18 protein-coding genes, 1 pseudogene and 1 riboswitch are annotated in these 25,887 nt (G+C 61.4%); of the genes and pseudogenes, 4 read left to right on the top strand and 15 right to left on the bottom strand.

Going from position 1 to position 25,887, the window contains the following annotated elements:
- Positions 1 to 387: 387 nt before the first annotated feature.
- Positions 388 to 804 carry a DUF3151 domain-containing protein gene (locus tag OH146_RS11195; RefSeq protein ID WP_265160547.1) on the bottom strand — a complete coding sequence of 139 codons (417 nt, stop codon included), beginning with the start codon at positions 802 to 804 and terminating at the stop codon, positions 388 to 390.
- A gap of 46 nt (positions 805 to 850) precedes the next feature.
- The gene (locus tag OH146_RS11190; RefSeq protein ID WP_265160545.1) at positions 851 to 1,153 is read right to left on the bottom strand and encodes a putative quinol monooxygenase; all 303 of its coding nucleotides are present in this window, start codon (positions 1,151 to 1,153) and stop codon (positions 851 to 853) included.
- A gap of 522 nt (positions 1,154 to 1,675) precedes the next feature.
- Between OH146_RS11190 and OH146_RS11185 the strand changes: the two genes are divergently transcribed.
- The 3 genes from OH146_RS11185 to OH146_RS11175 all read left to right on the top strand — a co-directional run bounded on the left by OH146_RS11185 (position 1,676) and on the right by OH146_RS11175 (position 3,948).
- The gene (locus tag OH146_RS11185; RefSeq protein WP_265160543.1) at positions 1,676 to 2,305 is read left to right on the top strand and encodes a vWA domain-containing protein; all 630 of its coding nucleotides are present in this window, start codon (positions 1,676 to 1,678) and stop codon (positions 2,303 to 2,305) included.
- 62 nt (positions 2,306 to 2,367) lie between these two features.
- A riboswitch (SAM riboswitch) is annotated at positions 2,368 to 2,483 on the top strand.
- Between the two features lie 26 nt (positions 2,484 to 2,509).
- Positions 2,510 to 3,028 carry a hypothetical protein gene (locus OH146_RS11180; protein ID WP_265160540.1) on the top strand — a complete coding sequence of 173 codons (519 nt, stop codon included), beginning with the start codon at positions 2,510 to 2,512 and terminating at the stop codon, positions 3,026 to 3,028.
- A 77-nt stretch (positions 3,029 to 3,105) separates the two neighbouring features.
- Positions 3,106 to 3,948 (top strand): N-formylglutamate amidohydrolase, encoded by an 843-nt coding sequence (locus OH146_RS11175; RefSeq protein WP_265160538.1) that lies wholly within the window; start codon positions 3,106 to 3,108, stop codon positions 3,946 to 3,948.
- A gap of 22 nt (positions 3,949 to 3,970) precedes the next feature.
- Here the strand turns inward: OH146_RS11175 and OH146_RS11170 are convergent, their stop codons facing one another.
- From OH146_RS11170 to OH146_RS11150, 5 genes are all read right to left on the bottom strand, one after another.
- Positions 3,971 to 5,233: a hypothetical protein gene (locus tag OH146_RS11170; RefSeq protein WP_265160535.1), complete on the bottom strand. Its 1,263-nt coding sequence runs from the start codon at positions 5,231 to 5,233 to the stop codon at positions 3,971 to 3,973.
- 136 nt (positions 5,234 to 5,369) lie between these two features.
- Positions 5,370 to 6,095: a hypothetical protein gene (locus OH146_RS11165; RefSeq protein ID WP_265160532.1), complete on the bottom strand. Its 726-nt coding sequence runs from the start codon at positions 6,093 to 6,095 to the stop codon at positions 5,370 to 5,372.
- Between the two features lie 37 nt (positions 6,096 to 6,132).
- Positions 6,133 to 6,789: a ScoMcrA-related endonuclease gene (locus OH146_RS11160; RefSeq protein ID WP_265160530.1), complete on the bottom strand. Its 657-nt coding sequence runs from the start codon at positions 6,787 to 6,789 to the stop codon at positions 6,133 to 6,135.
- A gap of 29 nt (positions 6,790 to 6,818) precedes the next feature.
- The gene (locus tag OH146_RS11155; RefSeq protein WP_265160528.1) at positions 6,819 to 8,555 is read right to left on the bottom strand and encodes an NERD domain-containing protein/DEAD/DEAH box helicase; all 1,737 of its coding nucleotides are present in this window, start codon (positions 8,553 to 8,555) and stop codon (positions 6,819 to 6,821) included.
- 182 nt (positions 8,556 to 8,737) lie between these two features.
- Positions 8,738 to 9,796 (bottom strand): restriction endonuclease, encoded by a 1,059-nt coding sequence (locus tag OH146_RS11150; protein WP_265160525.1) that lies wholly within the window; start codon positions 9,794 to 9,796, stop codon positions 8,738 to 8,740.
- A gap of 406 nt (positions 9,797 to 10,202) precedes the next feature.
- On the opposite strand from OH146_RS11150, the pseudogene OH146_RS14010 reads away from it, so the two are divergent.
- A pseudogene (locus OH146_RS14010) lies at positions 10,203 to 11,824 on the top strand (DUF6119 family protein).
- A 31-nt stretch (positions 11,825 to 11,855) separates the two neighbouring features.
- On the opposite strand, the gene OH146_RS11135 reads toward OH146_RS14010, so the two are convergent.
- From OH146_RS11135 to zorA, 8 genes are all read right to left on the bottom strand, one after another.
- Positions 11,856 to 14,957: a type I restriction endonuclease subunit R gene (locus OH146_RS11135; RefSeq protein WP_265160518.1), complete on the bottom strand. Its 3,102-nt coding sequence runs from the start codon at positions 14,955 to 14,957 to the stop codon at positions 11,856 to 11,858.
- Entirely contained in the window at positions 14,954 to 16,192 is a 1,239-nt protein-coding gene (locus tag OH146_RS11130; RefSeq protein ID WP_265160516.1) for a restriction endonuclease subunit S, read from the bottom strand. The genes OH146_RS11135 and OH146_RS11130 overlap by 4 nt, the downstream gene beginning before the upstream one ends.
- Positions 16,189 to 17,748, bottom strand: coding sequence for a type I restriction-modification system subunit M (locus OH146_RS11125; RefSeq protein ID WP_265160515.1), 1,560 nt, complete (start codon positions 17,746 to 17,748; stop codon positions 16,189 to 16,191). Before OH146_RS11125 ends, OH146_RS11130 begins: the two co-directional genes overlap by 4 nt.
- On the bottom strand, positions 17,745 to 18,692 hold the full coding sequence (locus OH146_RS11120; RefSeq protein ID WP_265160512.1) for a GIY-YIG nuclease family protein: 948 nt from the start codon (positions 18,690 to 18,692) through the stop codon (positions 17,745 to 17,747). The genes OH146_RS11125 and OH146_RS11120 overlap by 4 nt, the downstream gene beginning before the upstream one ends.
- Positions 18,693 to 18,702: 10 nt before the next feature.
- A complete protein-coding gene (locus tag OH146_RS11115; protein WP_265160510.1) occupies positions 18,703 to 21,525 on the bottom strand; it encodes a DEAD/DEAH box helicase in 2,823 nt (940 codons plus the stop codon).
- A 201-nt stretch (positions 21,526 to 21,726) separates the two neighbouring features.
- On the bottom strand, positions 21,727 to 23,226 hold the full coding sequence (locus OH146_RS11110; protein ID WP_265160509.1) for an EH signature domain-containing protein: 1,500 nt from the start codon (positions 23,224 to 23,226) through the stop codon (positions 21,727 to 21,729).
- On the bottom strand, positions 23,223 to 23,957 hold the full coding sequence (locus OH146_RS11105; RefSeq protein WP_265160507.1) for an OmpA/MotB family protein: 735 nt from the start codon (positions 23,955 to 23,957) through the stop codon (positions 23,223 to 23,225). The genes OH146_RS11110 and OH146_RS11105 overlap by 4 nt, the downstream gene beginning before the upstream one ends.
- Positions 23,958 to 24,010: 53 nt before the next feature.
- Complete coding sequence (gene zorA, locus OH146_RS11100; protein ID WP_265160505.1) at positions 24,011 to 25,753, bottom strand: anti-phage ZorAB system protein ZorA; 1,743 nt, start codon at positions 25,751 to 25,753, stop codon at positions 24,011 to 24,013.
- Positions 25,754 to 25,887 lie beyond the last annotated feature (134 nt).

Here is a 25,887-nt window from a genome sequence, read left to right as displayed (position 1 = left end):
TACGAGGTTTTTGGCATTTGACATAGTGCACGCTGTTGAGTTCTCAAGGATCGGACGCTCCCGGTGCTCCACCTTCCGGTGACGCTGCCGGGGCAACTTTCCTAGCTTACTACAGATTCGGACTGTCGTGCGACGCATCCGACTCGCCTGGGCGAACCGCAGTAGAGCTATCCCATTCGCTCAGATCCTGGCGGAGACGCGATGCGTCTCGGCGAGATCTTGCTGGTGGGGTTTGTCCCCGCTTGAGGCCGGGAAGCTCTTCGGCTTTCCCGCACCTTTGGGGTGACGAATGAATAGATTACGCGGTTGCAGGGGGTCTGGCGAATCGCGCGCATCCCGGGCGTGTCGCCGCCTGCACCGCCACCGCGAAGCGGCTCTGACGAGCCGCTACTCCCCCGCAGCGATCCGCTTCGCAGCATCCGGATCGGAGTCGTCCAGGAACTTCGCGAGCCGCTCCACTTCGTCCTCTTCGCCGATCGCGTCGGCGGCTCGGTGCAGTGCGTAGAGGGCGCGCAGCACGCCGCGGTTCGGCTCATGCGACCACGGGATGGGCCCGTGCCCCTTCCAGCCGGCCCGCCGCAGCGCATCCAGCCCGCGGTGGTAGCCGACGCGTGCGTACGCATACGACTCGAGCGTCTTCCCCGCCTCGAACGCCTCGTCAGCCAGCAGCGCCCACGCGAGCGACGAGGTCGGATGCCCGATCACCACGTCAGCGGCAGTGCGCTCCGTGTCGGCGACATCCGCCAGCACGTCGGGTTCTTCGGGAAGCAGCGTCGGCTCGGGGCCGAGGAGGTTGGTGGGCATGAGTTCCACGGTAGTCGCGGCTGGGGACAGCGGGTGCCGGAACCGCTCAGTCTCGCAGCGGTGAACCGACTACGGAGAACTGCCTGCCGCCCATCTCCCCCGACAGCAAAGGCATCGCCTCGGCGATGGCGGCGCGGACGCTGTCGAGTTGCAACGACGCCCGGTGCGCTTCGGCGGAAGTCCAGAGTTCAGCGACGAAGACCGTGTCGGGCTCGTCGTCGTTGACGCCGACCTCGTAGAGCAGACAGCCGGCCTCGCCCAGCTGGGGGTTGCGGCGGGTGAGGATCGCCACGACCTCATCACGCTTGCCGGGCTTGGTGCCGAGGGTTCCCACGTTCGCGAATGTCATGAGGTCACGGTAGCGGCAGCGTCCGACACCGGGCGGAGCGGCTATTGCGGCATCGGGCCCGAGCACGCGCAGTCTCACACGCTCAAAGCCCGGCGCGTCCATTTGTTTCCCGCACTCTTCCGGTCAGATGTCAGATGAAATCCGTGACATCGACCGCAGGGGTAGATCGCAGACTCGCGTCGGCTCGGCCTCTTGCTACCCCTGATCCCTCGCAACGCGTTGCCAGCAGCATCGAGAGTGGCGTAGTGAATCTTCGTGCACGGAAAATGCGACAAGGGACTCCCATCGGACGTCGCGAATATTGATTGCGACGCGCTTCGCCTTATATGACGACCGACGTCCGAGCTTGCGGCTGTAGAAGAACCAAACCCCGGACCCCTTTAGATAGGGAGAGCTGCCACTGCCATCTTGCCGACGGGATGCCTCGCGCGCAAGATCGGCGCACCAGGCGATGTCAGTGGCTGCCTCCACACTGGTGCTCTCCCGATCCGCTCAGGGAGCCGCTCGACCCGAGGAGCCACTATGACTGACCCGAATTACACCGCGATGCTGCTTGTGATTGACCGTAGCGGCTCTATGAGCACCATCCGTGATGACATGGTCGGCGGTCTCAACGCGATGATCGCGGAGCAGGCGAAGCGGCCGGGTCTTCTCACCCTCGACGTCGTCACCTTCGATGATGTGATCGAGTGGCAGTGCTCGATGGCGGATGCTACTGCCACGACGATCTCGCTGGATCCGCGTGGTATGACCGCCCTGTTTGACGCGATTGGTGTCTCGGTCACGGAGTTCGGGCGCGCGCTCGCGGCGCTTCCGGAGCATGCAAGACCAGAAACCGTGCAGGTCGTGGTGGTTACCGACGGGCACGAAAACTCGAGCCGAGAGTATGGTGCAGGCGCTGTGCGCGCCCTCGTGTCGCAGCAGCAGGAGAAGTATGGCTGGGACTTCGTGTTCCTCGGCGCGAACCAGGATGCCGTCCTTACGGGCGAGAGCCTTGGTTTCGCTGCCGACAGTTCGCTCACATACACAACGGATGCTGCGGCCGTCGGCGCGGTGAGCGCGAATCTCAGCCGGTACGTCTCCGATGTGCGCTCGAAGTCAAAGCGCGGCTTCAGCGCAGAGGAGCGGCGAGCGGCCGACGGCGACGCCTGAGCTCACGAGGGCTATCACCCTCAGCGGCAAATGTCACCCGCTTCCCCTATCCTCGTTCTCAGGTTCCAGAGCGACCGCGTCAAGTACCTGGCTTGCGGTCCGGCAACCCCGTCCATCGACTGGGGTGCCCCAGGGGTAGAACCGGCTGGTGACATCCGTCGCGCAGCAAGTCGATGGGGGCTGGGCCTCCGGAGGGGAGGCGTCATGCCTCAGGACGAAGACCTTCAAGCGCAGTGGCGTCAGCTTGTGAAGCAACTCGACACTGAGTTGGCACAAAACAAGGAAGCGCCGACAGTCATCGGTGGTGCACCCCGCCCCGGCGAAGTCGATCACTGGGCTGGCGTTCCTGAAGACAGGCGTAATCGCTGGTCGCAGATGTTTCTCGACCGCCCGCCCGTCTTTCTGGGCCCTGCGGGAATGAATGGCGCTGCAGCGGTCGTCCGTCGTGGAGGACACGTGAACCTGCGCCAGTGGGGCGAGGCTGCGGTCGCTTACGAGCGTGCCGGATTCACACCGGAGCAGTTCCATTGGCTCCATGAATGCATCAGGCATGAGCTGGGCGAGAGAGATCACAATCTCGCGCCACTGATCACCGACCGGCGAGGCTGGACCGGCCGCCATCTCGACCCTGTGATCTGGTCACGGTGGCTTGCCCTGTTGGAGCAAGGAATCCGCCCCTCGGCGGCGGTGACTCGTGTGCTCCACGCGGCAGGATCCCTATGATGCGCGGGCATTCAGAGCAAGCGACTCAGTTGCCGGACTCGACGCTGCTGAACCAAGCCCCAGGCAGGACGCGAACAGTGCCCGAGAACGAGGTTGACGTCGATGTTGAGTTCGCCGACCTATTCACCGCGACGGAACGAGACTCACCGCTGATCCTGCACGCGCCTCACGGCGGTCGCACGATTCCGGAGCGCTTCAGAGCGTCGTTTGTCGTCAGCGCCGACGAGCTGGAAGCTGAAAAGGACCGCATGACCGACCACTTCACGGGCGAGCTGGTTGCCTCGATCACAGGGGCAAGCAGCGTCGTGAATCACTTGTCTCGACTTGTGGTCGACGTGGAGAGGTTCCCTGACGAGACAGAGGAGATGAATCAGGTGGGCATGGGGGTGCTTTACACCCATGGCTCCCAGCGTCAGGAGATCCGTCGCCCCTCAGCGCTCGAGCGTGGCGAGCTCCTAGCTTTCTTCGACACGTACTCCCGCCGGTTTACTGAGCTCGTTGACGAGACTCTCGCCCGGCATGGGCGTGCCGTCATCCTCGATGTGCACTCCTACCCGCAGCATCCGTTGCCGTACGAGCTGCACTCTGAGTCGCGGCGGCCGCAGTTGTGCATCGGCTTCGAGCCCTTCCATGCGCCGGATGCTCTGCTCGACGCCGTTCGCAGTGCGTTCGCTGATCTTGAGCAGGGCGACAATGGCCCGTTCGCTGGGTCATACGTGCCGTTGAAGCACTACCGGAAGGATGCACGCGTGCAGTCGGTCATGTTGGAGGTGCGCCGGGATGTCTACATGGACGAGGAATCAGGCTCGATCTCGGACGGGCGCCAACTGTTCGTCAGATTGCGGGAGCATCTCCAGCGTCTCGTCGACGCCGTTGGGTGTCAGATTCTTGACACCCAATCCCGTCCGCGCCTTCTCTGAAAGCAGTTTGGGGCGACCTCCATCACTCGTCCGCCGTCTCGGCTTCGTCACGTCGGCGAAGGGCGCGTTCGGCCATCCGAATGGCGAGCTTGTCACTCACCGACCTGGCCCGGTCGAAGGTGGCGTTGCCGAATCGCTTTGCCGCATCCACTCCGCCCGCGCCGGCCTCTACAAGGTCATCTCGTGCGTCGCCCACTGCCTCAACCCATCGCTTGGCGTCACGCGCTTCCCACTCGCGGCCGATTCCGAGCCGCTCATGAAACGCGACGACGTTGCCGGCGAGCTCGTTGCTTGAGGCGACGATCGCACGGGAGTCGAAAGGATTGAGAAGGACCTTTGTGTTTGCTCGCTCTGCAGCCGCGTCCATTCGCGCGAGCAGGAGCTCGGTGGTCTGTTGTATCAACTCAAGACGCTTCTTTCTGGCAGTCTTGAGCGCCATCCGGTGTTCGTCGATTTCCTCGGGCGCCGCATCCAGCACTCGATCGATTTCGACGACCGCGATTGCGTCTTGAAGCTGGAAGCAGCGAGCCAGGATCGCAAGCCATTCCTGCACCTTGGCGCGAGCCTCCTTGGCGGTTTCGGCCAACTCGCCCATGCTTGTTTCGCCCTCCAGCTTCGCAGCGAGGGCGTCGAGCTGGCGAAGGGCGTACGCCTGGGTGCGGGCGATCGTCACTGATGTCCCCTGCACCTTGGACCAGGTGATTTCGGACACTCGACCTACTTCTTCGCGAATGGTGAGCGCCTCGTCGATGACCATCCCGACTCCGAGCATGTCGGCGATGACGGCATCCTTCTGAGCGCGGATGACGTCGTCGAGCTTCTTGTCGATCTTCTCGAGGTAGTCGGTGATCTCATCCATCGACTGCTGCATGGCAAGCTGGGTCATGATGCCCGCCGCTCCGGCCAGCAGGGCAGGACTCGCCGCCAAGCTGCCCGGGCCCTTGACGATCTGGACGAGTCCTTTGATCTTGCCTTTGTCCATCAGCACTGCGCGAGCGAGGTCGCCGTTGGGGCCCTTCATCAGCTCGTACTTCTTCATGAGCTGAGCCGATTCCTTGCTGACTTTCACCCATCGCCCCGAGCTCGCTGCGATCGCCGACCCGACCTGGGCAACGGCCGCCACCCTGGAAATCGAGGATGGGCGAATGCGATGCAGCGCCATGTCCTTCGCCTGAAGACCTTCGGCCTCGAGAAAACGATCGACCGCGGCCTGCTCGCCGATGACAGCGATGCTGTCGCCGTCACTGATCAGTTCGATTTCGCGTGTCTGCTCGTCGTCGCTCACGGGAATGACACTAAGCGCAACCGCCGACGTTAAGATTTCCGAGGATGCCCCCAGTTCGGGCGGTGGCTCTCTCTTGTACTCGCTTGAATGCGCACCGCTCGACTTCTGCTCTCCGCCACCCGTCCAGCCGCAGCCTTCAGCGGTCGAGGATTCTGTCGACTGATGCGTCGAGTTCAAGATCGCTGTACTCGATCTCCCACTGCTCTGCAATCCTGTGGACGAGTGTCTCGATCTGCGCGGCTTCGCGAATGGCGGTCGCAGCGGGCAACTTTCGCTCCCCGTTCGCGATCTCCAAGAGTGCAGCGAGCGTCCGTGTAGCACGCGCCGTGTTTCGCAGGCGAAGTTGAAGCTCCTCGCCGAGTTCACCCGCCTCGACAAGTTCCTGAGCTGCGTACTCGATCGCGGGTCCTAGCTTTCCTGCGGTATCGATGGCAGCTTGAAGGTAGCTTTCGATTGCTCGTTCGAGGTCATCCCGAGCCATCGTCTCAAGCGCGGGTCCAGTGGAGAGCCAGCCTTGATTCGCCAGCCGACGCCCAGCGCTGGAGTGCACCTCAACGTCGCCGCTCGCTGCGATGCCGAACAATGCAATGTCCCGTTCCTCTGCGAACGCCGCCACCGCGCTCGAGTAGGCACCTCCGTACAGCAGCGCTTCGCTGTCGAAGCCAGCGGCACCCCGCAACCGCTCGCCCTCGTGCAGTTCCACCGGGCGCGCTGGGCTCACCACCGAAGCGAGCGCTCCTCGAGCTTCGATGTCTACGGCTCCCCACGCGTTGCGCGCTCGAACGACGGTCTCGACGAACCCCAGTCTCTTCATGTGCCGTACCGCCGCCTCGACAGCGCTTTCGTGCGAGATTGTTGTCATCGATTACCTCCTCGCCATTTGGTCGTTTGGTTCGTTCTCAGCAGTTGTCGCACACGCCGCTCGGCGGCAGCACCATGCCGCACCCCGGAGTGCTGCATGTCCGGCTGTCGCTCTCTTCGCGCCGCCGCTGTCGCATCCCGCCACCGTCACGCAGACGGTTCTCCGGCAAGGCGATCTCGTCCCAGGTGCCGTCTTCCTTCCGATGAGTGATGAACCCGCGGTGAATCCATGCTGACGGTCGGTTGCCGCCCCGACTGATCATCGCGATGTACGGGCGAGAAGCCGGGATGTAGAACTCTTGAAAGTCCTTGTCTGCCATGAAGGCGTGGATCGCATGCGCGTTGGCGATGGGCGGCTTGAACTCGGCCATCGCATCAGCAAAAACGGCGAACGAGAGGCGTCCGGCAGCTGATTCGAGCCCTTCCACTGTGTAGCCGAGCTGGGCCAGACGACCAGCAGCACCGTTCTTACCGCCGTTGAAGTCGGAGGGGCCGAGCCGTGTGCCATGCTGCCGCTCGTAAGCGGCCCCGAAGATCGCCTTCGAGTCGTAGCGTCCCCGCTCCGTGACGAGAAAGTACTCCTTGGCCTCCCCGAATCCGTACTTCTCGAGGAACGCGTCTCTGCCGAGACGGTCGAACTCGGCGATCGCATCATCGACGGCGTTTCTCTCTGTGAGGGCTGCATAGCTGACCATGGCTGGACTCTATCGACGGGCACCGACACTCATACGCCAGCCACCGACGCGTCCACCACGACACACCTGTACTTGGCCCGGGTGAGCCCCACGTACATCACGTCGTCCCAGTTCAGCCCCCACGAACGCACCGCGTCACGCGCTTCAGCCCCGAGGTCGGTCAGGATCACGGCATCCGCATCTAGACCCTTGTACTTGAAGATTGAGCGCCAGTGGACCTTGCCAGCCGAGCCCTCGGCAGCGAGCTGTTTGCGCAGCCAGCGCTCGTCCTTGCTCTTCTCTGCTCGCTGCAGGAAGCGACCCACAGTCGAATTGGTATCGCCGAAGGGGCTGAGAATGACGATGTCTTCGGCATCATGATGCTCGAGTAGCGACTTCAGGGCGGATGCCACGGCGGAGGTCGCTTCGCCGTTCACGACTTCCAGCCCGCCGGGCACGCTCCGCGCCACCCGGTGGCCGGTGAAGCCGAGCGCCCGGCGGAGCACCGCTTCGGCGCCATCGATGACAGCAGGGACAGTGCGGCAATTGCGCCGCACGCGCACCCGCACAAGGTCCGCGATGCGCTCGCGGGCGACGGCGTAGGCGTCCACCTGCTGTTCGGACTTGCGGAGAATCTGCTGGCGCGAGTCGCCCGCGAACACGAGTTCCGAGCCCTCCGGCTTCCCGGTGCCACTGAGCGCGAGGATTACGTCGAGGAGAAGGGCGTTGCCCGCGATGTCTTGGAACTCATCCACACAGATCGCCTCGTAGGAGCCGAGGTAGGGCTTCTCCTGAAGTCTCTCGAGTGTGAGCTGCGGGAGCTGCTGTTCGTACCAGATGCTGTCGGCATCCGCGGGGTTCGTGGGGAGGCCGCAGATGCTGAGCATCACAGCGTTGAGGTCGCCGATCTCGATTTTGGCTGCCTGCTTGCCGCCCACGAGGCTGCGCAACTCCTCGGCCATGAGGAGGTTCCAGCAGGTGACCAGCACCCGCTTGCCCTGCCCTGCGAACCGTCGTGCGGCGTGCGCGAGGAGGTAGCTCTTGCCGGTTCCGGCGGGACCATCGAAGTAGACGTGCGGATTGTCTTCGACGAGTTCGAGCGCGAACTTCTGGGAGGCGAGCATGCGCTGCTCCTGTGACCGTTGCTCGGCCTTCTGCTCGGCCCTGCTCTGGTACGCCTTGAAGTCTCCGACAAGGGCTTCGGCGATCTCCGCCGCCCGCTCGGCGGTCAACGCTTCGGGGTCGAGCTCTACGGCGTCCACCTCGCTGAACCACTTGTTGTGCTCCGCGAGCACCTTCTCGACGACCCAGGCCGGCTTCGCCAGGTCGTCCCGCCAACCGAGCTCCCACTCGAAGAACTGCATGTCGGCCGGCGTCTTGTTCTCGAACTGGTGTCGGCCAAGCGAAGTGAACCAGAGCAGGCGCGCGATTGGCTCGTCACCGCGCAACAGTTCGCGCTCGCGAAGGAAGCCGCGGATGCTGCGGCGTGCGCCCTCCAACTGCTTGAGGGGGTCCTTGTTGGGGTTGGGGGTGCGGTCGAGGTACCAGTCGCCGGCCTTGTACTCGACATACTTGGGCGACTTCGCTTCGATCAAGAGGATGCCCTTGCCGGGCGCAACGACGATGAAGTCGGTCTCACCCATCAGCCCGCCTAAGTTCTGGGCGAGCGACAGCGAGTGGATGACTACCCAGTCAGGCCGGTCAAGGATGCCTTCGAGCGCGGAGAAGATCGCCCGCTCCGAGCCGTTGGCACCCTGGCGCGGGTAGGGCGGGATCATGCGGACCATTGGTGCAGTCTTTCGCAGGGCGGCGAGAGGTGACGAGCCCCAGTGCGGGCGACATTCGCACTAGGACGGGCGCTCAGAGGCTCTCGTAGTACCCGTAGTCGGCCATCAGGCTGCGCTGTTCTTGAACCCCCTCTGCTACCACGCCGGGAAATGGCGGAGGGACAGTTCACCTGCGCATATAGCTAGTCAGCCAGCATCCAAACGCGCTTCAACGGCAGACGACTCCGCGTGTCTTCGGAGAGCCGGTCGTATGAGCGGAGCACCGCCTGCACGATATCGGCCGCCTCCCACACTCGAATCTTGAGTTGGTGACCTTTCAGTGAATCGCGTGCGGGCTTGCTCAGCCCTCCCCACGCCACGAGCAACCCCTGCTCCGCTCCTTGGGTACTCATCACTCCGTGGAGCTGGTGTACGACCGGGTCTCCCACCTGCCCACCGGATTTCACCTGAGCGATGATCCGCGGCTGGTCGAGGCCTAGGACGCCGCGTCCGGCAATGATGTCGATTCCGCCGTCGGGTCCTTCCGGCGAAACGATGCACGAAAAGCCATCCGCCTCCATGATCTCGCCGACGAGAGCCGCCAGTCCGTGGCCCGCAAACTCCTCTGCGATCTTCGCCGTGATTTGGTTCAGCGCGATCTCGTCAATGTCAACCTGCAGCTCCGGCTCATCGACATCGTCATCGTCACCCAACGATCGCTTCTGCGGCCCATCGCCCACAGGTTTGTGCGTCATGAACGGGATCTGCCCCGGGTCCTCTCCAGTCTCGAATGCGCGCTCGAGCCGTTGAACAGCTGAATTCTTCGATGGTGCGAAGACCGATAGCACACTGCCGAGCGTGTAAAGGAGGTCCTGCTTGATCGCAGTACGCGGGAGGTCAGTGACGCTCCAATCCACGCGGACAACATGTCGGCAACTGGGATCAGGCTGGCCCGCAAGATACTCATAGCCTCCAGTGACGCGCCCCATGGCGATTCGCTTCGTTGTCTTCAGGGGCATGACAAGCAGGTCGCCCACCTGGATGCGGCCTCGGAGAGCCCAAAGCTGGCCGGTGTAATTCGCGAGAGTGCCGTCGCTTGCATCAGAGAAAGTGGTGGCGACAACAGCCCCGACATCTTCTCTGGTCTGACATCGCGTGAGATCAGGGACTTCTTGCCAACCGCCCCCAGAAACGCCGTTCGCGAGCGCCCAGGTGTCTCGTTCCCCATAGCGTCCAGAGCGGATCACCCATGCTTGGCTCATTAGCCCCCCTCGTCGAACTTCATTTGAGCGTATCGGCTCATCTACGGCATTCGCGTCGCGGCGCACCTCCTCGAAGGCGGGCGCAGTGCCAGAGACGCGCACATGTCCGCGGTCGCCCGTTCGCTCGTTCGCAGATCTCAGATCTCAGATCTCAGATCTCAGATCTCAGATCTCAGATTGACCGTGTCCAGTACCTCGCTCGCAGCCCGCAGCGCCCAAGACACACACAGGAGTAACTCCGATCAGCATTGTGCCATCAGCCAAACTGCCGAGTTCGCCTCAGCGCTGTCTCCGCTCGGTCCTGGAGAGGCAGCATTGAGTTCACGACTCGCCGCCGCGAGACCGTCTATCAGCCGGGTCATTCCTCTAACCTCCCAGACGCCGTCAATGGGGAGGGGCCGACGGCATGGGCACGCAGCGACTTACCATTTTTCTACTTAGAGACACCCACCGTCCTGACGATGCCGTTGACGACGACGTCATAGCTGAGCTAGAGACCAGCGAACTGACCGAGTCGTCTGGGCTGGTCGGGCGGTTCTACTGGAGAAGAAACGTAGCCCACACTCCAACCTGGGCGAAATACGTTGCCCCGGTAGTTAACGGCGGCATTCAAGGAGCCCAGTCCGCAGCGGCGTCCGGACTGCTCGTGCTGGCCGTGGACGGCCAGATGTTCGCGCTGACCTTCGGCTACGGCAGGAGCTTCCTCAACCAAGCAAGAATCGAACGTCGCTTCGGGCTGAAGGTCGCTCTTAACCTCATCGACGAGAAGCAGATTCGCAGTCTCGACACCAAGCTATTCGATGAGATGGTGGTGTCGAGAAACACGCAAACAAGTCGTACCGCCGAGCTTCCGACTTTCGGCGTGGACATTCTCAGAGATATCGTCCGGGGCGTGACTGGGATCGCCCCGAGTCGACCGGGTATAGGTCGATAAGCGGCGCCGACGCCCTCGTCCTCGGTGTCACGAATCCAGTGTCTGATCTCCCGAGCCTTCTCCGCGACGTGTACGCCCACTACACCGCAGATAAGTACCAGGCAACGTTTGGCTGGGTCGATCATCTGGCGGAAGTAAGAGATCCTGCCCTCCTCGCTCGGCTAGATACGCAACTCATCAGTCAGCTGAGAGCCGCCGACACGAGCTCAACCCATATGGCTATGCCAGAGAACCTCGACTGGGAAGACATCGAACACTTTGTCATAACCCCAACGCGCCGCCAGCGGCATTTCGTAGAGCTGGATCTGGACGCCTACCTGGCGGAGCCTGCCACTGCGGCCGGCGAACTCACCCTTGACAACCTCAAGCAGCGTAAGGTCGCCGTGAAGTTCATCAGCAGTGCCGAGCCGGTGGACCGTTGGAACGTCTACCAGTGCCTCGTTTCAGAGCAGCGCGTTGACGGGAGTCTCTACGCTCTCGTGGAAGGCCGGTGGTTCGAAATTGCCGAGTCACTGGTCACCCAAGTCGACGCCGTGGTGTCTGCGATTCCGCAAATGTCCGTCTCCCTCCCCGCCGGTCACCCCGGCGAGTCCGAGGGTGACTACAACGCGAGAGCCGCTGCGAGCTCCGCCGAGCTGGCACTCCTCGACAAGCAGCTCGTCGCCCCCGATGGCGCAGCCACCAAGATTGAGTTTTGCGACTTGATTGCATCGGATGGATCTCTGATTCACGTCAAGCGCAAATCCCGCTCATCCACACTGAGCCATCTCTTCGCGCAAGGGCATGTGTCAGCCGAAGCGCTCGTCGACGGACAGCTGCGTGATCAGGTACGCGCAGCCATCACAAAAGCCGCGGGCACAAAAGACGCCAGCGCCTGGCTGGCACTCGTGCCTCCAAGCAGCGCTGCGCCGAACCGCGACAATGTGACCGTGACGTACGCAGTCATCGCGAATTCGAGAGCAAAAGGAATCGAGTGGCTCCCGTTTTTTAGCCGACTCACGCTCATGCAGACAGTCCGCGACCTCAACCGAATCGGTTTCACGAAGGTCGCGCTCGCACGGGTGCCAGTGGAGGATGAGTCGCCGCACACTTGACCATGGACCTATGGAAGGGAATTGATCGCCACTAGCTCAAGCCGAAGAAGCGCTCAAAGAACTCCCCCAGCCGCTCAACGACACGTTGCTTCTTCTCTCCGTGCCCACCCTGCGCCGAGAAGCGCGAGACCGGAGGTAGAACGCGAGTGATCGCAGTCCCCGTCGTACGCACAGCCCCATCGCGGAAGGCGCTGTCGACGAACGCACGGGTTTCGTCTGGCCGCAAACTCTCGTCCGCGATGATCGCCTCCAGCTCAGCATCCCGCTTCGCGGCGATGAACGCCTGCCACTCATCCCCGACGCTGCCATCCATAGAAACGGAGGCGACGAAGTTCTCGACGAGATCCTTCTTGTTGCGCAGCGTGGGGCTCGCATCGACCGCGCGACTGATGGCGGCGCGGATCTCCTTGTCATCGCCGTTGCCGCGCTCGACGCGGTATTTCTCGACGAGCATGAGGATGTAGTCGACGTTGATTTCGACCTGCTTGATGAGTTCGATCTCGAAGAGGACATCCTCATTGATCTGCTCTTTGTCGGCGTCGCGCTCCTTGCGGAAGTCGGCGTACAGATCCAGGTAGCGGCTCGAAAAGTCCTGCACCTGCCGCTCGGTGAGAATCTCGTTGCCCGCGAAATCGTCGAATGAGCTCAGGATGTTCTGGAGCCGCAGGATGGCACCGAAGAGGCCGATGAACTCCTTCTGGGCGTCTTCCCCGACGATCATTTGTCCGAGTGGAAAGCGGTCCAATAGCTCCGTGACCTTCTCGGAGTACTCGCCGTAGTAATCCGCATACGGTTTGAGAACCACCACCCCACGAGCGTCCTTGTTACCGAACAGTTCGAGCGCGGAGTTCGTCTCTTCTTCGAGGTTGCGGAACGAAACGATGTTTCCGTAGGTCTTCACCGAGTTCAGGATCCGGTTGGTGCGTGAGTACGCCTGGATCAGCCCGTGAGCTCGGAGGTTCTTGTCCACGAACAGAGTGTTCAGGGTAGTTGCGTCGAAGCCGGTGAGGAACATGTTGACGACGATGACTAGGTCGAGTTCCCGGTTCTTGAGCCGCTGCGACAGGTCCTTGTAGTAGTTCTGGAACCTGTCGGCGCTCGTGTCATACGAGGTGCCGAACATGTCGTTGTAGTCCTGGATCGAGTCTTCGAGGAACTCGCGCGCATCCTTGCTCAGCGCATCCGTGTCGAAGTCCTCCTCCTCAAGCACCCCGTCCTCGAGCGCCTCATTGGCGGCGTAGGAATAGATGATGCCGATCTTGAGCCGCTTTGCATCGGGCAAGTCTTGCTGCTGCTTGCTGAACTCGTTGTAGTAGCGGCGGGCTGCGTCAATGGATGCGGTGGCGAAGATCGCGTTGAACCCGCGCACGTTCTGCACCTGGCGCAATTCTGCGACCTTGCGCTTGCTGGCGACAACGTCGGGCACGTTCGCGACGATCGAGTGCTGGTAGGCACTTGATCGCTTCGTCTTCTGGTCGAAGTGGGTGAGCGTGTACTCGACGATTTGCTTGATGCGCGCAGGCGCCAGAAGCGCCTTCTCCGTATCGATGGCCGACACCTGCTTGTCAGCGACAGCGCCGACCTTCATCGTGTTGACGTAGTCGATGCGAAACGGCAGCACATTTTTGTCGGTGATCGCGTCAACGATTGTGTAGGTGTGCAGCTTCTCACCGAACGCCTGCTCGGTCGTCTTCAGCCTCGGGTTCCCGCCGCTTCCGGAGTTCGCCGCGAAGATCGGTGTGCCAGTGAAGCCGAAGAGGTTGTAGCGCTTGAACGCCTTGGTGATGGCGGTGTGCATGTCGCCGAACTGGGAGCGATGGCATTCGTCAAAGATGATCACGACGTGTCCTGAGTAGATCTCGTGGCCCCGGTTGCCGCCGATGAAGTTCGCCAACTTCTGAATGGTGGTGATGATGATGCGGGCGCCCGGATCTTCAAGCTGCTTTTTGAGCACCGCGGTGGATGCGTTGGAGTTCGCTGCGCCCTTCTCGAACCGGTCGTACTCGCGCATCGTCTGGTAGTCGAGATCCTTACGATCGACGACGAAGAGCACCTTGTCGACGCTGGGGAGCTTGGAGGCGAGTTGCGCGGTCTTGAACGAGGTGAGGGTCTTTCCTGACCCCGTCGTGTGCCACACGTAGCCGCCGGCGGCGAGCGTACCGAGCTGCCGGTAGTTGGTGGAGATGTCGATGCGCTGCAGGATGCGTTCGGTCGCGACGATCTGGTAGGGCCGCATCACCAGCAGGGTGCGGTCGGCGGTGAGCACGCAATAGCGGGTGAGGATGTTGAGCAGGGTGTGCTTGGCGAAGAACGTTTTCGCGAACGCGGCGAGATCTTGGATCGGACGGTTGCTCGCGTCCGCCCACCAGGACGTGAACTCGAAGCTGTGGGAACTCTTGCGTCCCTTGCCCGGCGTCTTCTCTTCTTTGAGACGCTGCCAGCGGGTGGTGTTGGAGTAGTACTTGGTGAGCGTGCCATTCGAGATCACGAAGAGCTGCACGTATTCGAAGAGCCCGGTGCCGGCCCAGAAGCTGTCGCGCTGATACCGATCGATCTGGTTGAACGCTTCGCGGATGTCGACCCCGCGCCGCTTGAGTTCGATGTGCACCATCGGCAGCCCGTTGACGAGAACGGTCACGTCATAGCGGTTCGCGTGCTTGCCGCCACCGTCACCGTCCTCGGCGGAGCGATCGACTTCGTACTGATTGATGACCTGCAGGCGGTTGTTGTGGATGTTCTGCTTGTCGATCAGGTGGATGTTCTTGGTCGACCCGTCGTCGCGCTTCAGCAACTGAACGTGATCTTCCTGAATACGCACCGTCTTCTCGACAATGCCGTCATTCGCGCCCGCGATTCGCTCGCTGAAGAACTGTTCCCATTCGGTGTCGCTGAAGGTTATGCCGTTGAGGAGTTCGAGCTGCGTGCGCAGGTTGGCCACGAGCTGGGTATCGGAGGAGACGGAGAGGTACTCGTACGCCTGCGACTCAAGCAGCCGCACCAGCTCTCGCTCCAGGTCCGCCTCGGACTGGTACCCAACGGATGCCGCGGGGTCGGGCACATATTCGGCGACAACGGTGCTCTCACCGCTCACCGCGATGGGCTCGTACTTGCGAGCCGTACCCGACTCGATCATGCCACCAACTCCTTGAACGTCAGAAGCTTGTCCCGGTAGTACTCGTATTGCTTCCGTCTAGCAGCGAGCTCCGCAGGGAGACCGATACTCAGGTCGTTTGTCAGTTCATCAAGCTGATCGAGAATCCGAGCGATGCGCACTTGTTCGGCCTTCTCAGGTAACGGCACCTGTATCTTCGCAAGCCGCGCCTTTGACACGTTGATACGAGTCACTCCGCTCGCGGTCTTGACAATCTGTGATCGCATCGAGCTGGATCGGAACAGGTGTTTAGCGAACTCAGGGATAAGCCGCGCAATGTCGTAAGGCCGGAAGCCGATACAGAAGCTATTGAGATACATGGGCTCCGTCAAACGGGCGGTCACAACGGAAGTCATGCCAACTTCTGCTACGGACTCGGACGAACCGGTGAAGATAACGTCCCCGTAGGCAAGCGCACGTTGCCGTTCCCCGGTGTCAATACGAACAAAATCATCAGCCTGCGTATCGAGTGCGATGTTCTTGAACACGTTGACATAGGACGCGAATCGTGCGTTTCCGTCGGAGAAGTCTGTTTTTGATTTCCCGGTAAGACCGCCGAAGATGGTGCCAAAATCACCAAGAGAAACCCGCTCTACATCGTCCGGGAAGGCTAGAAGGGAGTCGCGGTAGAAGTCGTATTGGCGGCGGCGGGCTTCCAGCTCCGCTTCCAACTCCGCTTCCAACTGAGTGAACTGATCCAGCACTCTCACGATCTCCCGCTGCACCTCAAGAGGCGGCACAGGGATCCGGTAGCGCCGAACTCGACCGTCTGGGATTGACGGATAGTTACCAGCGACCTGATTTGCCTCGACATACTGGCGGAAGGACTCCCCCCCGAGAACATGCGCCAGAAACTTCGTCAGCACCACCGAGGTGTCCGGTCGAAGCACGCAATAGCCCGTGCTCGCGATCTGGCCGTCAAACTGCGGAGGAATCACGGCCCAACGCATTTGTGCCGGACGAGTGGTTGCGAAGACAACATCACCGGTGCGAACTATCTGTTGCGCACGGCTCGGTGCATTGGCCGCTGTGATCGTGGCTGTGTTTCCGATCTCCCGTGTGACCCGGTCAACGGACGTGAGGTCGATGTACTTGAACTCGTTGTCACGAGCGTCTGCCCACCTGATCTTCGAGCTCTTCGTGCTAACGTCACCAACTGCCTTAAACTCAACGCCGTCCGGGCAGCGCTCCATAATCAAATCATCGATGCGACTCACGCCGTGCCCTCCAGGTCGGCGACGATTGCGTCGATGGAGGTGCGTAACTCCGCCTGCCGTGCGACGATGCGCGCGATCTCGGCGTTGAGCTGCGTGATGTCAACGGTCTCGCGGGTGTCTTCCTGCTCGACGTAGGAAGACACAGCAATGTTGTAGTCGTTGACCGCGATGTCCCCATTGGCCACAAGGTGCGCAAAGTGGTCGACCTTCTCACGCGAGATGAAGGCATGCAGGATCTTCGCGCGGTGCGCATCCGTCAGCTTGTTCTTGTTGCCGGTGCGGGCGAACTCGGCCGACGCATCGATGAATAGGACTGAGTTGTCGGTCTTGGACTTCTTGAGCACGATGATGCAGGTCGCGATCGTAGTGCCGAAGAAAAGGTCTGGCGGCAACTGAATGACGGCGTCGACGAAGTTGTTGTCGACGAGGTACTGGCGGATCTTCTTCTCCGCGCCGCCGCGATAGAGGACGCCGGGGAACTCAACAATCGCTGCAGTTCCATCAACAGCGAGCCACGACAGGATATGCATCGTGAAGGCGAGGTCCGCCTTCGATTTAGGGGCGAGCACTCCCGCTGGCGCGAACCGGGGGTCGTTGATGAGCAGCGGATTCGCATCCCCATCCCACTTGATCGAGTAGGGCGGGTTGGAGACGATCGCCTCGAACGGTTCCTCGTCCCAGTGATGCGGGTCGGTGAGGGTGTCGCCGTGTGCGAGGTTGAACTTTTCATAGTTCACGTCGTGCAGGAACATGTTGATGCGGGCGAGGTTGTAGGTGGTGAGGTTGATCTCCTGTCCGAAGAACCCCTGCCGCACGTTCGCCTTGCCGAGCACCTTCGCGAACTGCAGCAGCAGCGAGCCAGACCCGACGGCGGGGTCGTACACCTTATTCACTTCGGTCTTGCCGACGACGGTGATGCGCGCCAGCAGCTCAGACACCTCCTGCGGCGTGTAGTACTCCCCACCGGATTTGCCCGCCTGAGAGGCGTACATCCCCATGAGGTACTCGTATGCGTCACCGAAAAGGTCTATCGAATTGTCGCCGAAGTTGCCGAGGGGCAGGTCACCGATCGCGTCGAGAAGCTTGACAAGCTTCTCGTTCCGCTTCGCGACGGTGTTGCCAAGCTTTGAGCTGTTCACATCGAGGTCGTCGAAGAGGCCCTTGAGGTCATCCTCACTGTCGGCGCCAAGCGCCGAACCTTCGATGTTCTTGAATACCCGCTCGAGCGTCTCGTTGAGATTGGCGTCACCAGCAGCGCGCTTCCGCACGTTGACGAAGAGTTCCGACGGGAGAATGTAGAAACCCTTCTCGGCGACAGTGGTTTCGCGGCCGAACTCGGCCTGTTTGTCCGTAAGGTTCGCGTAGTTGAACGAGGCGTCGCCTGCGTCACGCTCGCCCTCATTGAGGTAGGCGGTGAGGTTCTCCGAGATGAAGCGATAGAACAACATCCCGAGCACGTAGGACTTGAAGTCCCAGCCGTCGATGCTGCCGCGAAGGTCGTTGGCAATGCGCCAGATGGTTTTGTGCAGATTCGCGCGCTGCTCTTCGCTTGTCATTCTTCTACTCCCACGCTGATGATGTCTCGGCCTTCCCAAGCTCCAAAAGAGAGGCCTGTTTCTGTAGTCCACGATGTGCGACCGTTGCAGGAACGGCCCAGGACAATTGCCCCGGCCGTCGAAGGGGACGAGAAAGGTACATCCTTCACGAACCGAGCGATATCTCTCTCCACGACCAGCATGCCTTGCTCGACCAAGGAGGAATGAATCGCCCTGTAATTCGCGTACGCGCGGGCGGTGCTCTCGCTGTACTTCGCGCTCTCTGAAATCGCACTCGCACCCATTGAACCGGCGAGAACGATGAACTCGCCGTCAACGAATCGTGCCCGCGCTTCAATTCCCCGCTTGCGCCCGCGAACAATGAAGACGGGCGATTCATCCTGCGCGGGTGGTTCGCCGGCGGGCGCCTCCGTCGGCGAGGTCGCTCCGCGTCTGAAGACATCCACGCCGATTGTCGGCAGAAGGACATGCAGCTGCTCGAGGAAATAGCTCATGTTCGAAAGCTCGGCCTCCGAAAGCCTCGCAAAGCCAGGGTCGGTGCCGTTCTCGACGTCAGCGCGGCCGGTGAGCTTGGCACGAGCAATGAGTTCAGATTCGAGAAAACGCACCTGTGACTTGGTGAGCTGCTGCGCTTGAGCCTGAGATGTCACAACTACGACTCGGTCCCACCAGTCCTTCTTGTCGTGATGCTGGCGAAGGCGAGACGCAACATCGTCGCTCTCCCCGACATATACCCGAGGCCTCCCCTGGGTGGCGCCGGCTGACTGGTCCCCCAGCAGGAGATAAACCCCCGTCCGCTTGGATTCGTCGCGTGCAATGATCCGACTCAGATCGGATCGCTCGCCCGCAAGGACGTGCCCGGTCCAGTTTGCGATCTCAGCCGTGCGAAGGCCGCCCGGTCGACCATCGACGAGGTACAGCAGGACCTGCTTTCCCTGACTCATGCTCCACCCCTCACGTCAGCAGCCCCATGCCCTTGAGCATCTCACCCTCGCGCACTGCTTCCGGCACGATGACCGCGTCTTTCACGCGAGTCTTCTGCCGCAGCAGTGAGTCGAGGTGCAGGTCGAAGGAGTCGATTGCGGGATGCAGCGCCACCGGCACATAGACGTGGACCGGTCGCTTCTGTCCGATTCGGTAGATCCGGTCGATTGCTTGAGCTTCCTTCGCAGGGTTCCAATGCCGTTCCAACAGCACAGCGTGGTTCGCGCCCACGACCGTGAGCCCGACGCCCACCGCGAGTGGGGACATCACGATGACGTTGAAGCCCGCTGCTGCCTCGAACTCCCTGATGATGCTCCGCCGAGTGTCTCCGCCGCGGGTCGACACGGCCTTCGTCTCGCCATTGACGACTGAGACTGCGATCCCATAGCGCTGTTCAAGCCACAGCGCCACCTTCCGCTGCATGCGGCGATCGATCACAAAGACGATCACCTTCTCACCTGCGTCGCGCACTCTGTCGAGCACGGCGAAGGCCCCGAGCAGTCGGGCAGATTCCGAGAACTCCCCAGCGGCGGGATCGTTGAGCTTGGGATGCAGCGAGATGGCACGGAGGTCTTGAAGTGCCGCCAGCGCGGCTTCTCGCCCGGGGTTTGGCGCGCTCCGGTAGCCGTTGAGACGGTCGTCGTACGCGGCCTGCTGAATCTGAGGCATCCGGATTGCGAGGCTCTGGTCGAACACCACGCCGTCACCGTCGTCTTGCGCCGCTTCTACTCCCGAGTAGATGGTCTTGCTCGGGAGATCTGTGAGGTGATCCGCCTTCGTCCGTCGCAACATAAAGGTGCCGATATGGTCGCGCAGCTGCAGAGCGAGAGCCTCAAACTCAATTTCGGATAGTCCGTCGTCGTCTCCGCCCACGCTCCATCGCTCGCGGAACTCGTCCCATCGCCCGAGCAGGCCCGGCTGCGCCGTGTCCATGAGGCACCAGAGATCACGAAGAGAATTCTCAATCGGAGTTCCTGTGGCGAGCAGCTTGAAGCGCGCCTTCAGCGCCTTCGCCGCTCGAGTCTTCAGCGCGTCCGGAACCTTGATGTTCTGCGCCTCGTCGAAGACCACGACCCCCCAGTCGATTTGGCTCATCGACAACTGGTAGTCACGGGCAGTGTCATACGTCGTGAGCACTAGCCTGCCCGGCATGTCGAGGCGATCAGGGCCATATTCCGCCCCGATGCGAAGCGAGAATCTGATGGCGTCCTCGCGCAGCATCCCCTCATCGCCAAACTGTGATGTCTTCGCCACGGTCTCTCGACCGGCCCCGGCGATTCTGAAGCGCCGCAAGTCTCGGTCCGACTGCAGGACCACCACATCCTTGAATGGACTCTCCTGGAACGTCTCTCCGATCTCCGCCTCCCAGTTCTCCAAGAGCGACAACGGGAGCACCGCAAGCGTCGGGCGATCCGGCTCCCCCAGTTGAGCCTGGTGGACCAGGAACTCCCGCAGGGCGACAAGGGTCATAAACGTCTTGCCGAGGCCCATGTCGTCGGCGAGCAGGGCTCCTTGCAAGCGCGGCAGACTCGAGGCCGGAGCGAGGGAGGCCTGCATAAGGCGAGCCATCCATTCGATTCCTTCGCGCTGATGCGGGAACGGGGATCGCTTGAGCGAAACATAGTCAACGTCCCTCGCCAGCTTTGCACCAGCTGCCGCCGTAGTGAGCGCTGTCGCCGACTCCGATGCCTCCTCGACCAGGACAGAGACGGTGCGCTTCTCCTCCTCGAGAGGAACCTCGCCCGGCGTCGTTGTCTCGACTGCGGCGCTAACGCGCTGCCGAGCCTCTTCTATCGCAGCAGCCGTCTGCTCGCGGTCTCCGACATCGACGAGCGTCTCGCCTACGGTGGCGACTGAATGGTCGTTTTCCCACGCCGACTCGATCGCCAAGACAACAGTGTCAAGCTCCTCAAGCGTGGCGACCTGACCCAACACTGCGGCGGCATGAGCGACAAAGTCGTCGGAATCGAACCAGGAAACCCTCGACATCTTCGCGTCGTCATAGGACCCCGGGACGAACTCCCCCACTCCCTTTACCCACTCTGCGAAGCCGAGTTCGAGATTGACGAGACTCGCGTCAAAGAATGCGCTGGGGGCTTCGAGGAACTTCTTCACCTGACTCGCTGGGATGCGCCGGTTCTGCATGACATCACGCACTGCTGCAGTGCGCTTTTCATCGAGTACGACTAACGTCTTGCCAACGCGAAGCACACCCTGGTCCGCCTGAGGATCGATCTGATGGAGCCGAGACACCACCGCCGAGGGTTCAACACCGACATTCAGGTTGGGGCTCACCTTGAGGGATCCATCGGGACGCTGTTCAAGACTTAGGGAAACCTCGTCTGGCACGGCGGTTGTCCAGCTGTCGAAGTGATGCAACTGAATGCCGAATGGTTCGCCTCGCCTGTTAGCTTCATCTCGTGCTTCATGAAGCCGCGCGATGAGCAGAGCGTTCGCATTCTCAGTTCTATCTTGCGTCTGTAGCCCCGCGTGCGTCTCAACGGCTTCGAATGCTCGAAGGAGCGGTGGTGTGAGGCGAAACCGCTTCTCTCCCACTTCTAGTAGTGGACCGATTCGTTTCCACTGCTCAGGGTGAAGGCCTACGCGGGTCCTCAGCTCAAAGCGAAAGCTCGACGAGTTGGTGTGCCCCTTGACGGCCGTGTCGAAGCTGCCCCGGTAGATAGGAGGAAGCCCCAGAACATCCGCTTCGTCGTCGCCAAGGCGCGCAACATCGTGGCTGGCAATCTCGAAGCCATTCGGAAGCTCCCGAGCCGCATCCATCTCCGCCAGCATCCGCAAAACAATGAACTGCTCTTGACCTCGTGCATCCCCTTCGCCCCGACGAAGTTGACTGAACGCGTCAGTATCCGCAACGAAATTGAGGCCAGCGCTATCTGGCACAAGTGCGAACCCCGGTGCTATCGGGGCCTCCCCGGTGGCTCGCTTTCGCTTCCAAGGAAGCATCGAGACCAGTGATCGTTGCTGACCAGCCACTCAAAGCCTCACTCTCGGAAGTCCAAATTTGTACTTCAGGGCGTCGTAGTCGGCCCTGTCGAGCACGGCCTCCAGAGGTAGCGGGATGTTGTTCGCCGCCAGGAAATAGATCGGGTCCCTCTGCCAAAATCCCTGATGTGCTTTGTCTTGGACGCTGTTCCAGCCGAAGCGCTCCCGGTGCCGCTGCGGAATCGTCGTAATCAGGTCGCGACGCGAGAATCGCATTCGAGCACGATTGACGAAGGCGTCGTCTGGTTCGCCCAAATATGTCCAGATCTTGAAGTTGTGAGAACCCTCGACGATGTGAAAGGTTCCGCAATCCATGTAGATGATGGCCGTCTCCGAGCTGTTCGGCCCCTCCAAGATGGAGAGCGACGCCCGCAGTTCCTTTCCAACTCGCTGGCGCACGAAGTCTCGAGCCTCGTCGCCAAGAATCAACCTTGTCTCCCGCACGAACCCGCTGTCATACAGGCCCTGCAAGAACCTCTTTCGCGAAGGGAAGAGACGGTTCAACGCGTCGATGTCACCTTCGACACCGAAGGCTTCCACTGCCAAGAGGAAGAGTTTGAGATCTTGAGCACTCAGCCATCGGACAGCGCGGGCTCGCAAGTCGTCCGGGATCGCATTCCACCACTGCAGATAGCGTGCCGTGGCGCGCATGCGGGGGTCACCGGCGATATCGAGAACTGTCTCAAGCCAAGCGGCACCTGGCGCGGCCTCGGTGCGGCGCAGCAGCTCGATCAATAGGTCATGACCAAACCGCTGGCCCGCGCTGCCCGGAGCGTTGATGACATCCGGGTGCGCGATCTCCCGCAAGAAATCGTGGTCCTCGTCTGGGTCAGCCTCTCGAATCTGCACGATGTAGAGGGCGTAGCGAACCAGCTCGCCGAATCTGCCATTGTCGCTACCGAGCAACCCAGCCCGCCGGAAGTACAGCGGGAGACTGGCGCCTTGCGAGTGAAGTGCCTCCGCCAGTCGGCCCGGCCCGTCTACACCGAAGTAGAACTCCGGGTGTGCCAGAAGCTCAGCAACAGTGTCGTCATCGCCTCGCCCCGCAGAGGACTGATGGGCGACCGCCGCGCCCAGAACATCTGCGAAAGCGGCGCGGACTCCGCCCGCCCAGTCGTCCATCCTGTCGAAGTACTTCAGGTAGGCGTGCACCAACACATACGTCGTGAGCAGCGAAAACTTCATGCTGTGCAGCTCGACCATGCGCTGCAGTATTTCGATGGAGACCGAGCGCTCCGCGCGGTCTGCATCCTCGAGCCAGATCGTCGCAAGTGCCCGTAGCTTGGAACGATCGGACACGGCCTCCAGCAGCGCAACGTGACTGCCCGCGTCAATCAGACGCCGCAGCTCAGCCAGGTGCTCCTCAAATCGGCGCCCTGTTCCTGCCCTTCTCGTGACACCACGAGCGGAGAGGGAGAGTGCTTGCCAGCTCTCGATCGTGTCAGCTGGCCAGTCCCGGACGACCGGTCGAGGAGGCAACCTGAGGGTCATCGTTCGAGGCTTCCCTCGAACTGTTCCTGAATGTCGATGAGGTCCTGCGCGGACGGCCGAACGATGGTGAAGCGAATATCGATGCGGCGGTTGAGCGCGCGCTCCGCTTCTGTGGCTTGAGTCGCGGTGGCGGGTCGAGTCTCGCCATAGCCTGACACCGAGAAGAGAGACCGACCGTCACTAGCTACCAGCAGTGCAGGGTTCGAGCCAGCGGGGAGCGCCGCCCCCCAGTGCTGCCAAAGGGAGATTGCCCTGAAGGTGGAAAGCCCCCAGTTCCCCATGCCGTCGAGCCCGTTGAATGCCTCGATATCAGTGTGCCCCTCAACGAATACGGTGTCGAGATACCGGCTGCGATCATCCTTTGAGACCACGCTGGCGATGACCGAGCCGATCGTCGTGGCAACGTGCTGGTACTCCGGCTTGATTACGTAGGCTCCGGAATCGAATCCAAGAAGCTCACTCGGGATGCTAAGCACGGTGTTGTTCTCGCTGATGCGCACCGCGATTCCGTGGCCAGCAAGCTCCGCCTGAATCTCGCTGAGGATTTGTTCCCTCACCAACTCGGCCTCTTGAAGAGTGCCGATCTGATTTGTGAATTCTGTCTGTTGATCGGCGAACGCCTCACGCTGCCCTTCGAGCTCGTCTTGCTTCTGCATGAGCTGAAGCACTAGGACGACAACAGCGAGGATGAACACGAGAAGCAACGCCGACATCAGGTCAGAAAAGGACATCCAGTACGGATTGTCCTCGTCAGCCTTCCGCCCCCGGTTGCGTCGACTGAGCTTCACGGCTGCGGCACCAGGTCCTCGACCGCTGCCGATAGAGCCCGAGCGGCCTTGAGCATTTCACCCGCATACGCGCTGCTGTGCTCGTTCCACTTATCCATACGCTCATGGACCTGCGTCGACACCTCCGCGCTGTAGTCACGAAGCCACTGCTGCATCTGTTCTTGCAAGCCACTCAGCTCCGTGCGGAGAGTCGCGGTCGTCTGTTCAAAGTCGCCGCGAAGACTCGCGAGGAAGGCCTCCTGATGGGTTGTTAGCTCTTTGAAACCCTGACCCGAGAGCTCCGCTGCACCGTGCAGGTTCGACGCTGCCTCTGCCATCGAAGCTTGAAGTGCGCCCAACTTCTCCGAGTACTCCCAGAACATGCTTGCAGCACTCTCTTGCTGCTGCGCCAGCACTTCAACCTTCGATACGGAGGCGCTGAACTTGTCTTCCAAAGCCTCGCTTGCCGACTGGATCCGCTCAGAGGCTTGACGTAGGTCAAGTGCGGCGTTTGCCATGCGATCGCTCGACTGCGAGACGCCACTCGCAAGCGCATTGATCTTCGCCAGCATGTCAACAAGGGCAGCGTCGGTCGACTCGCGGTGCTCTGCCCCTAGCCGCATAAGTTCACCAAGGTTCTCCTGGAACTGAGCTGACGCCGCCGACAGCATCGCCTGCTGCGCTTCGGTGTTCGCGTTCACAGTAGACATCGCGGTGGTGACTTCGTTCGACAACGAACTCACTGCCGAAGTGATGCTGTCGGAAGCGGCATCCATTCGCTCTGCCTGCGTGTCGCCGATGCGACGGAAGCCCTCGGAGAACCGTTCAACGAGCGATTCAAAGACCGCGCTTGACTGCTCGGAGGTGTGTTCTACGAGCGAAGACATCGCAGGCTTCATGGCAGTCTCAATGGCACTCACCAGAGCCGTCTGCAGGTCCTCCGACAATCCCTGCACCGCTTCTTGAAGCTGATTGCCGATCCGTTCGTGGAGTTCTTGCAATGCGGTCGCCGATTCGCCACTCGTCTCCATGATGGACACGAGCGACTGCTCAGGTGCATGTCTCTTGTAGAGCTTGTCGATGTCCCGCTGCAGGGCAGAGATTCTGCGACCGATCCTGCGTTCCCAGTCCTTCTCAAAGAAGTTGGCAATCAGGCTCAAGGCAACACCCCACACCGACGTCATGAACGCCACCGCGGCCCCTGCGATCAGCACATCGATGCCGTACTTCAGCTCCTCAACGCTCGAGTCCGTGCTGAGCTCAAGACCGTTGAGGCCGGTGGCGAGACCGATAAACGTGCCGAGCACGCCGATGGCGGTTAGAAGAGCGGGCACGACGGTCAGTAGCCGGTTATGGACGAGTTCCGGCGCGAGTGAATGTGTATTGAAGAACTGTTCGGCGTCCAGAGTGTTCCAGAGCGCTTTGCCATCCGGTGACTCAACGAGGGTTTCATCGAACTCTCGCCAAATGTCGCGCGCCTCCGGGTTGAATGTCTCGGCTTCGGAGCGCGCGCGAACACTCTCCCGCTTCATCACCAGCACGTCCGTCGTCAGATCACTCGTCAGCGAACGGACCGCCACGATCCTGTTGTGCGCACGGCGCACATAACGCACCAGCTGGAACGCGAACGCACCAGCGATCACGAGGAGGAGGATGATGAAGAGCGCGCTCAGACCGGCGGGCTCTCCCCTGCCCAACGCGCTAAAGTCTGGCCAGAGCAAGCCAAGCGCATCCCAGATGCCTCGTTCTTCGGACTCCATATCGTTCCCCCCGGAAGGCGTACCCGCCCATTGATTGCGAGCGCTTTGCAACTCTAGGGGCCACCACCGACGTGGTATACCGACAGCGAAAGAGAACCCCCCGCTCTGGGGATAAATCGAGCCGCCCCGAGACC

The organism is Homoserinimonas sedimenticola (assembly GCF_026094475.1).
GTDB classification, from domain to species: Bacteria; Actinomycetota; Actinomycetes; order Actinomycetales; family Microbacteriaceae; genus Homoserinimonas; species Homoserinimonas sedimenticola.
Note: the sequence above shows the minus strand (reverse complement) of the source record. Positions and strands in the feature narration are given on the sequence as shown.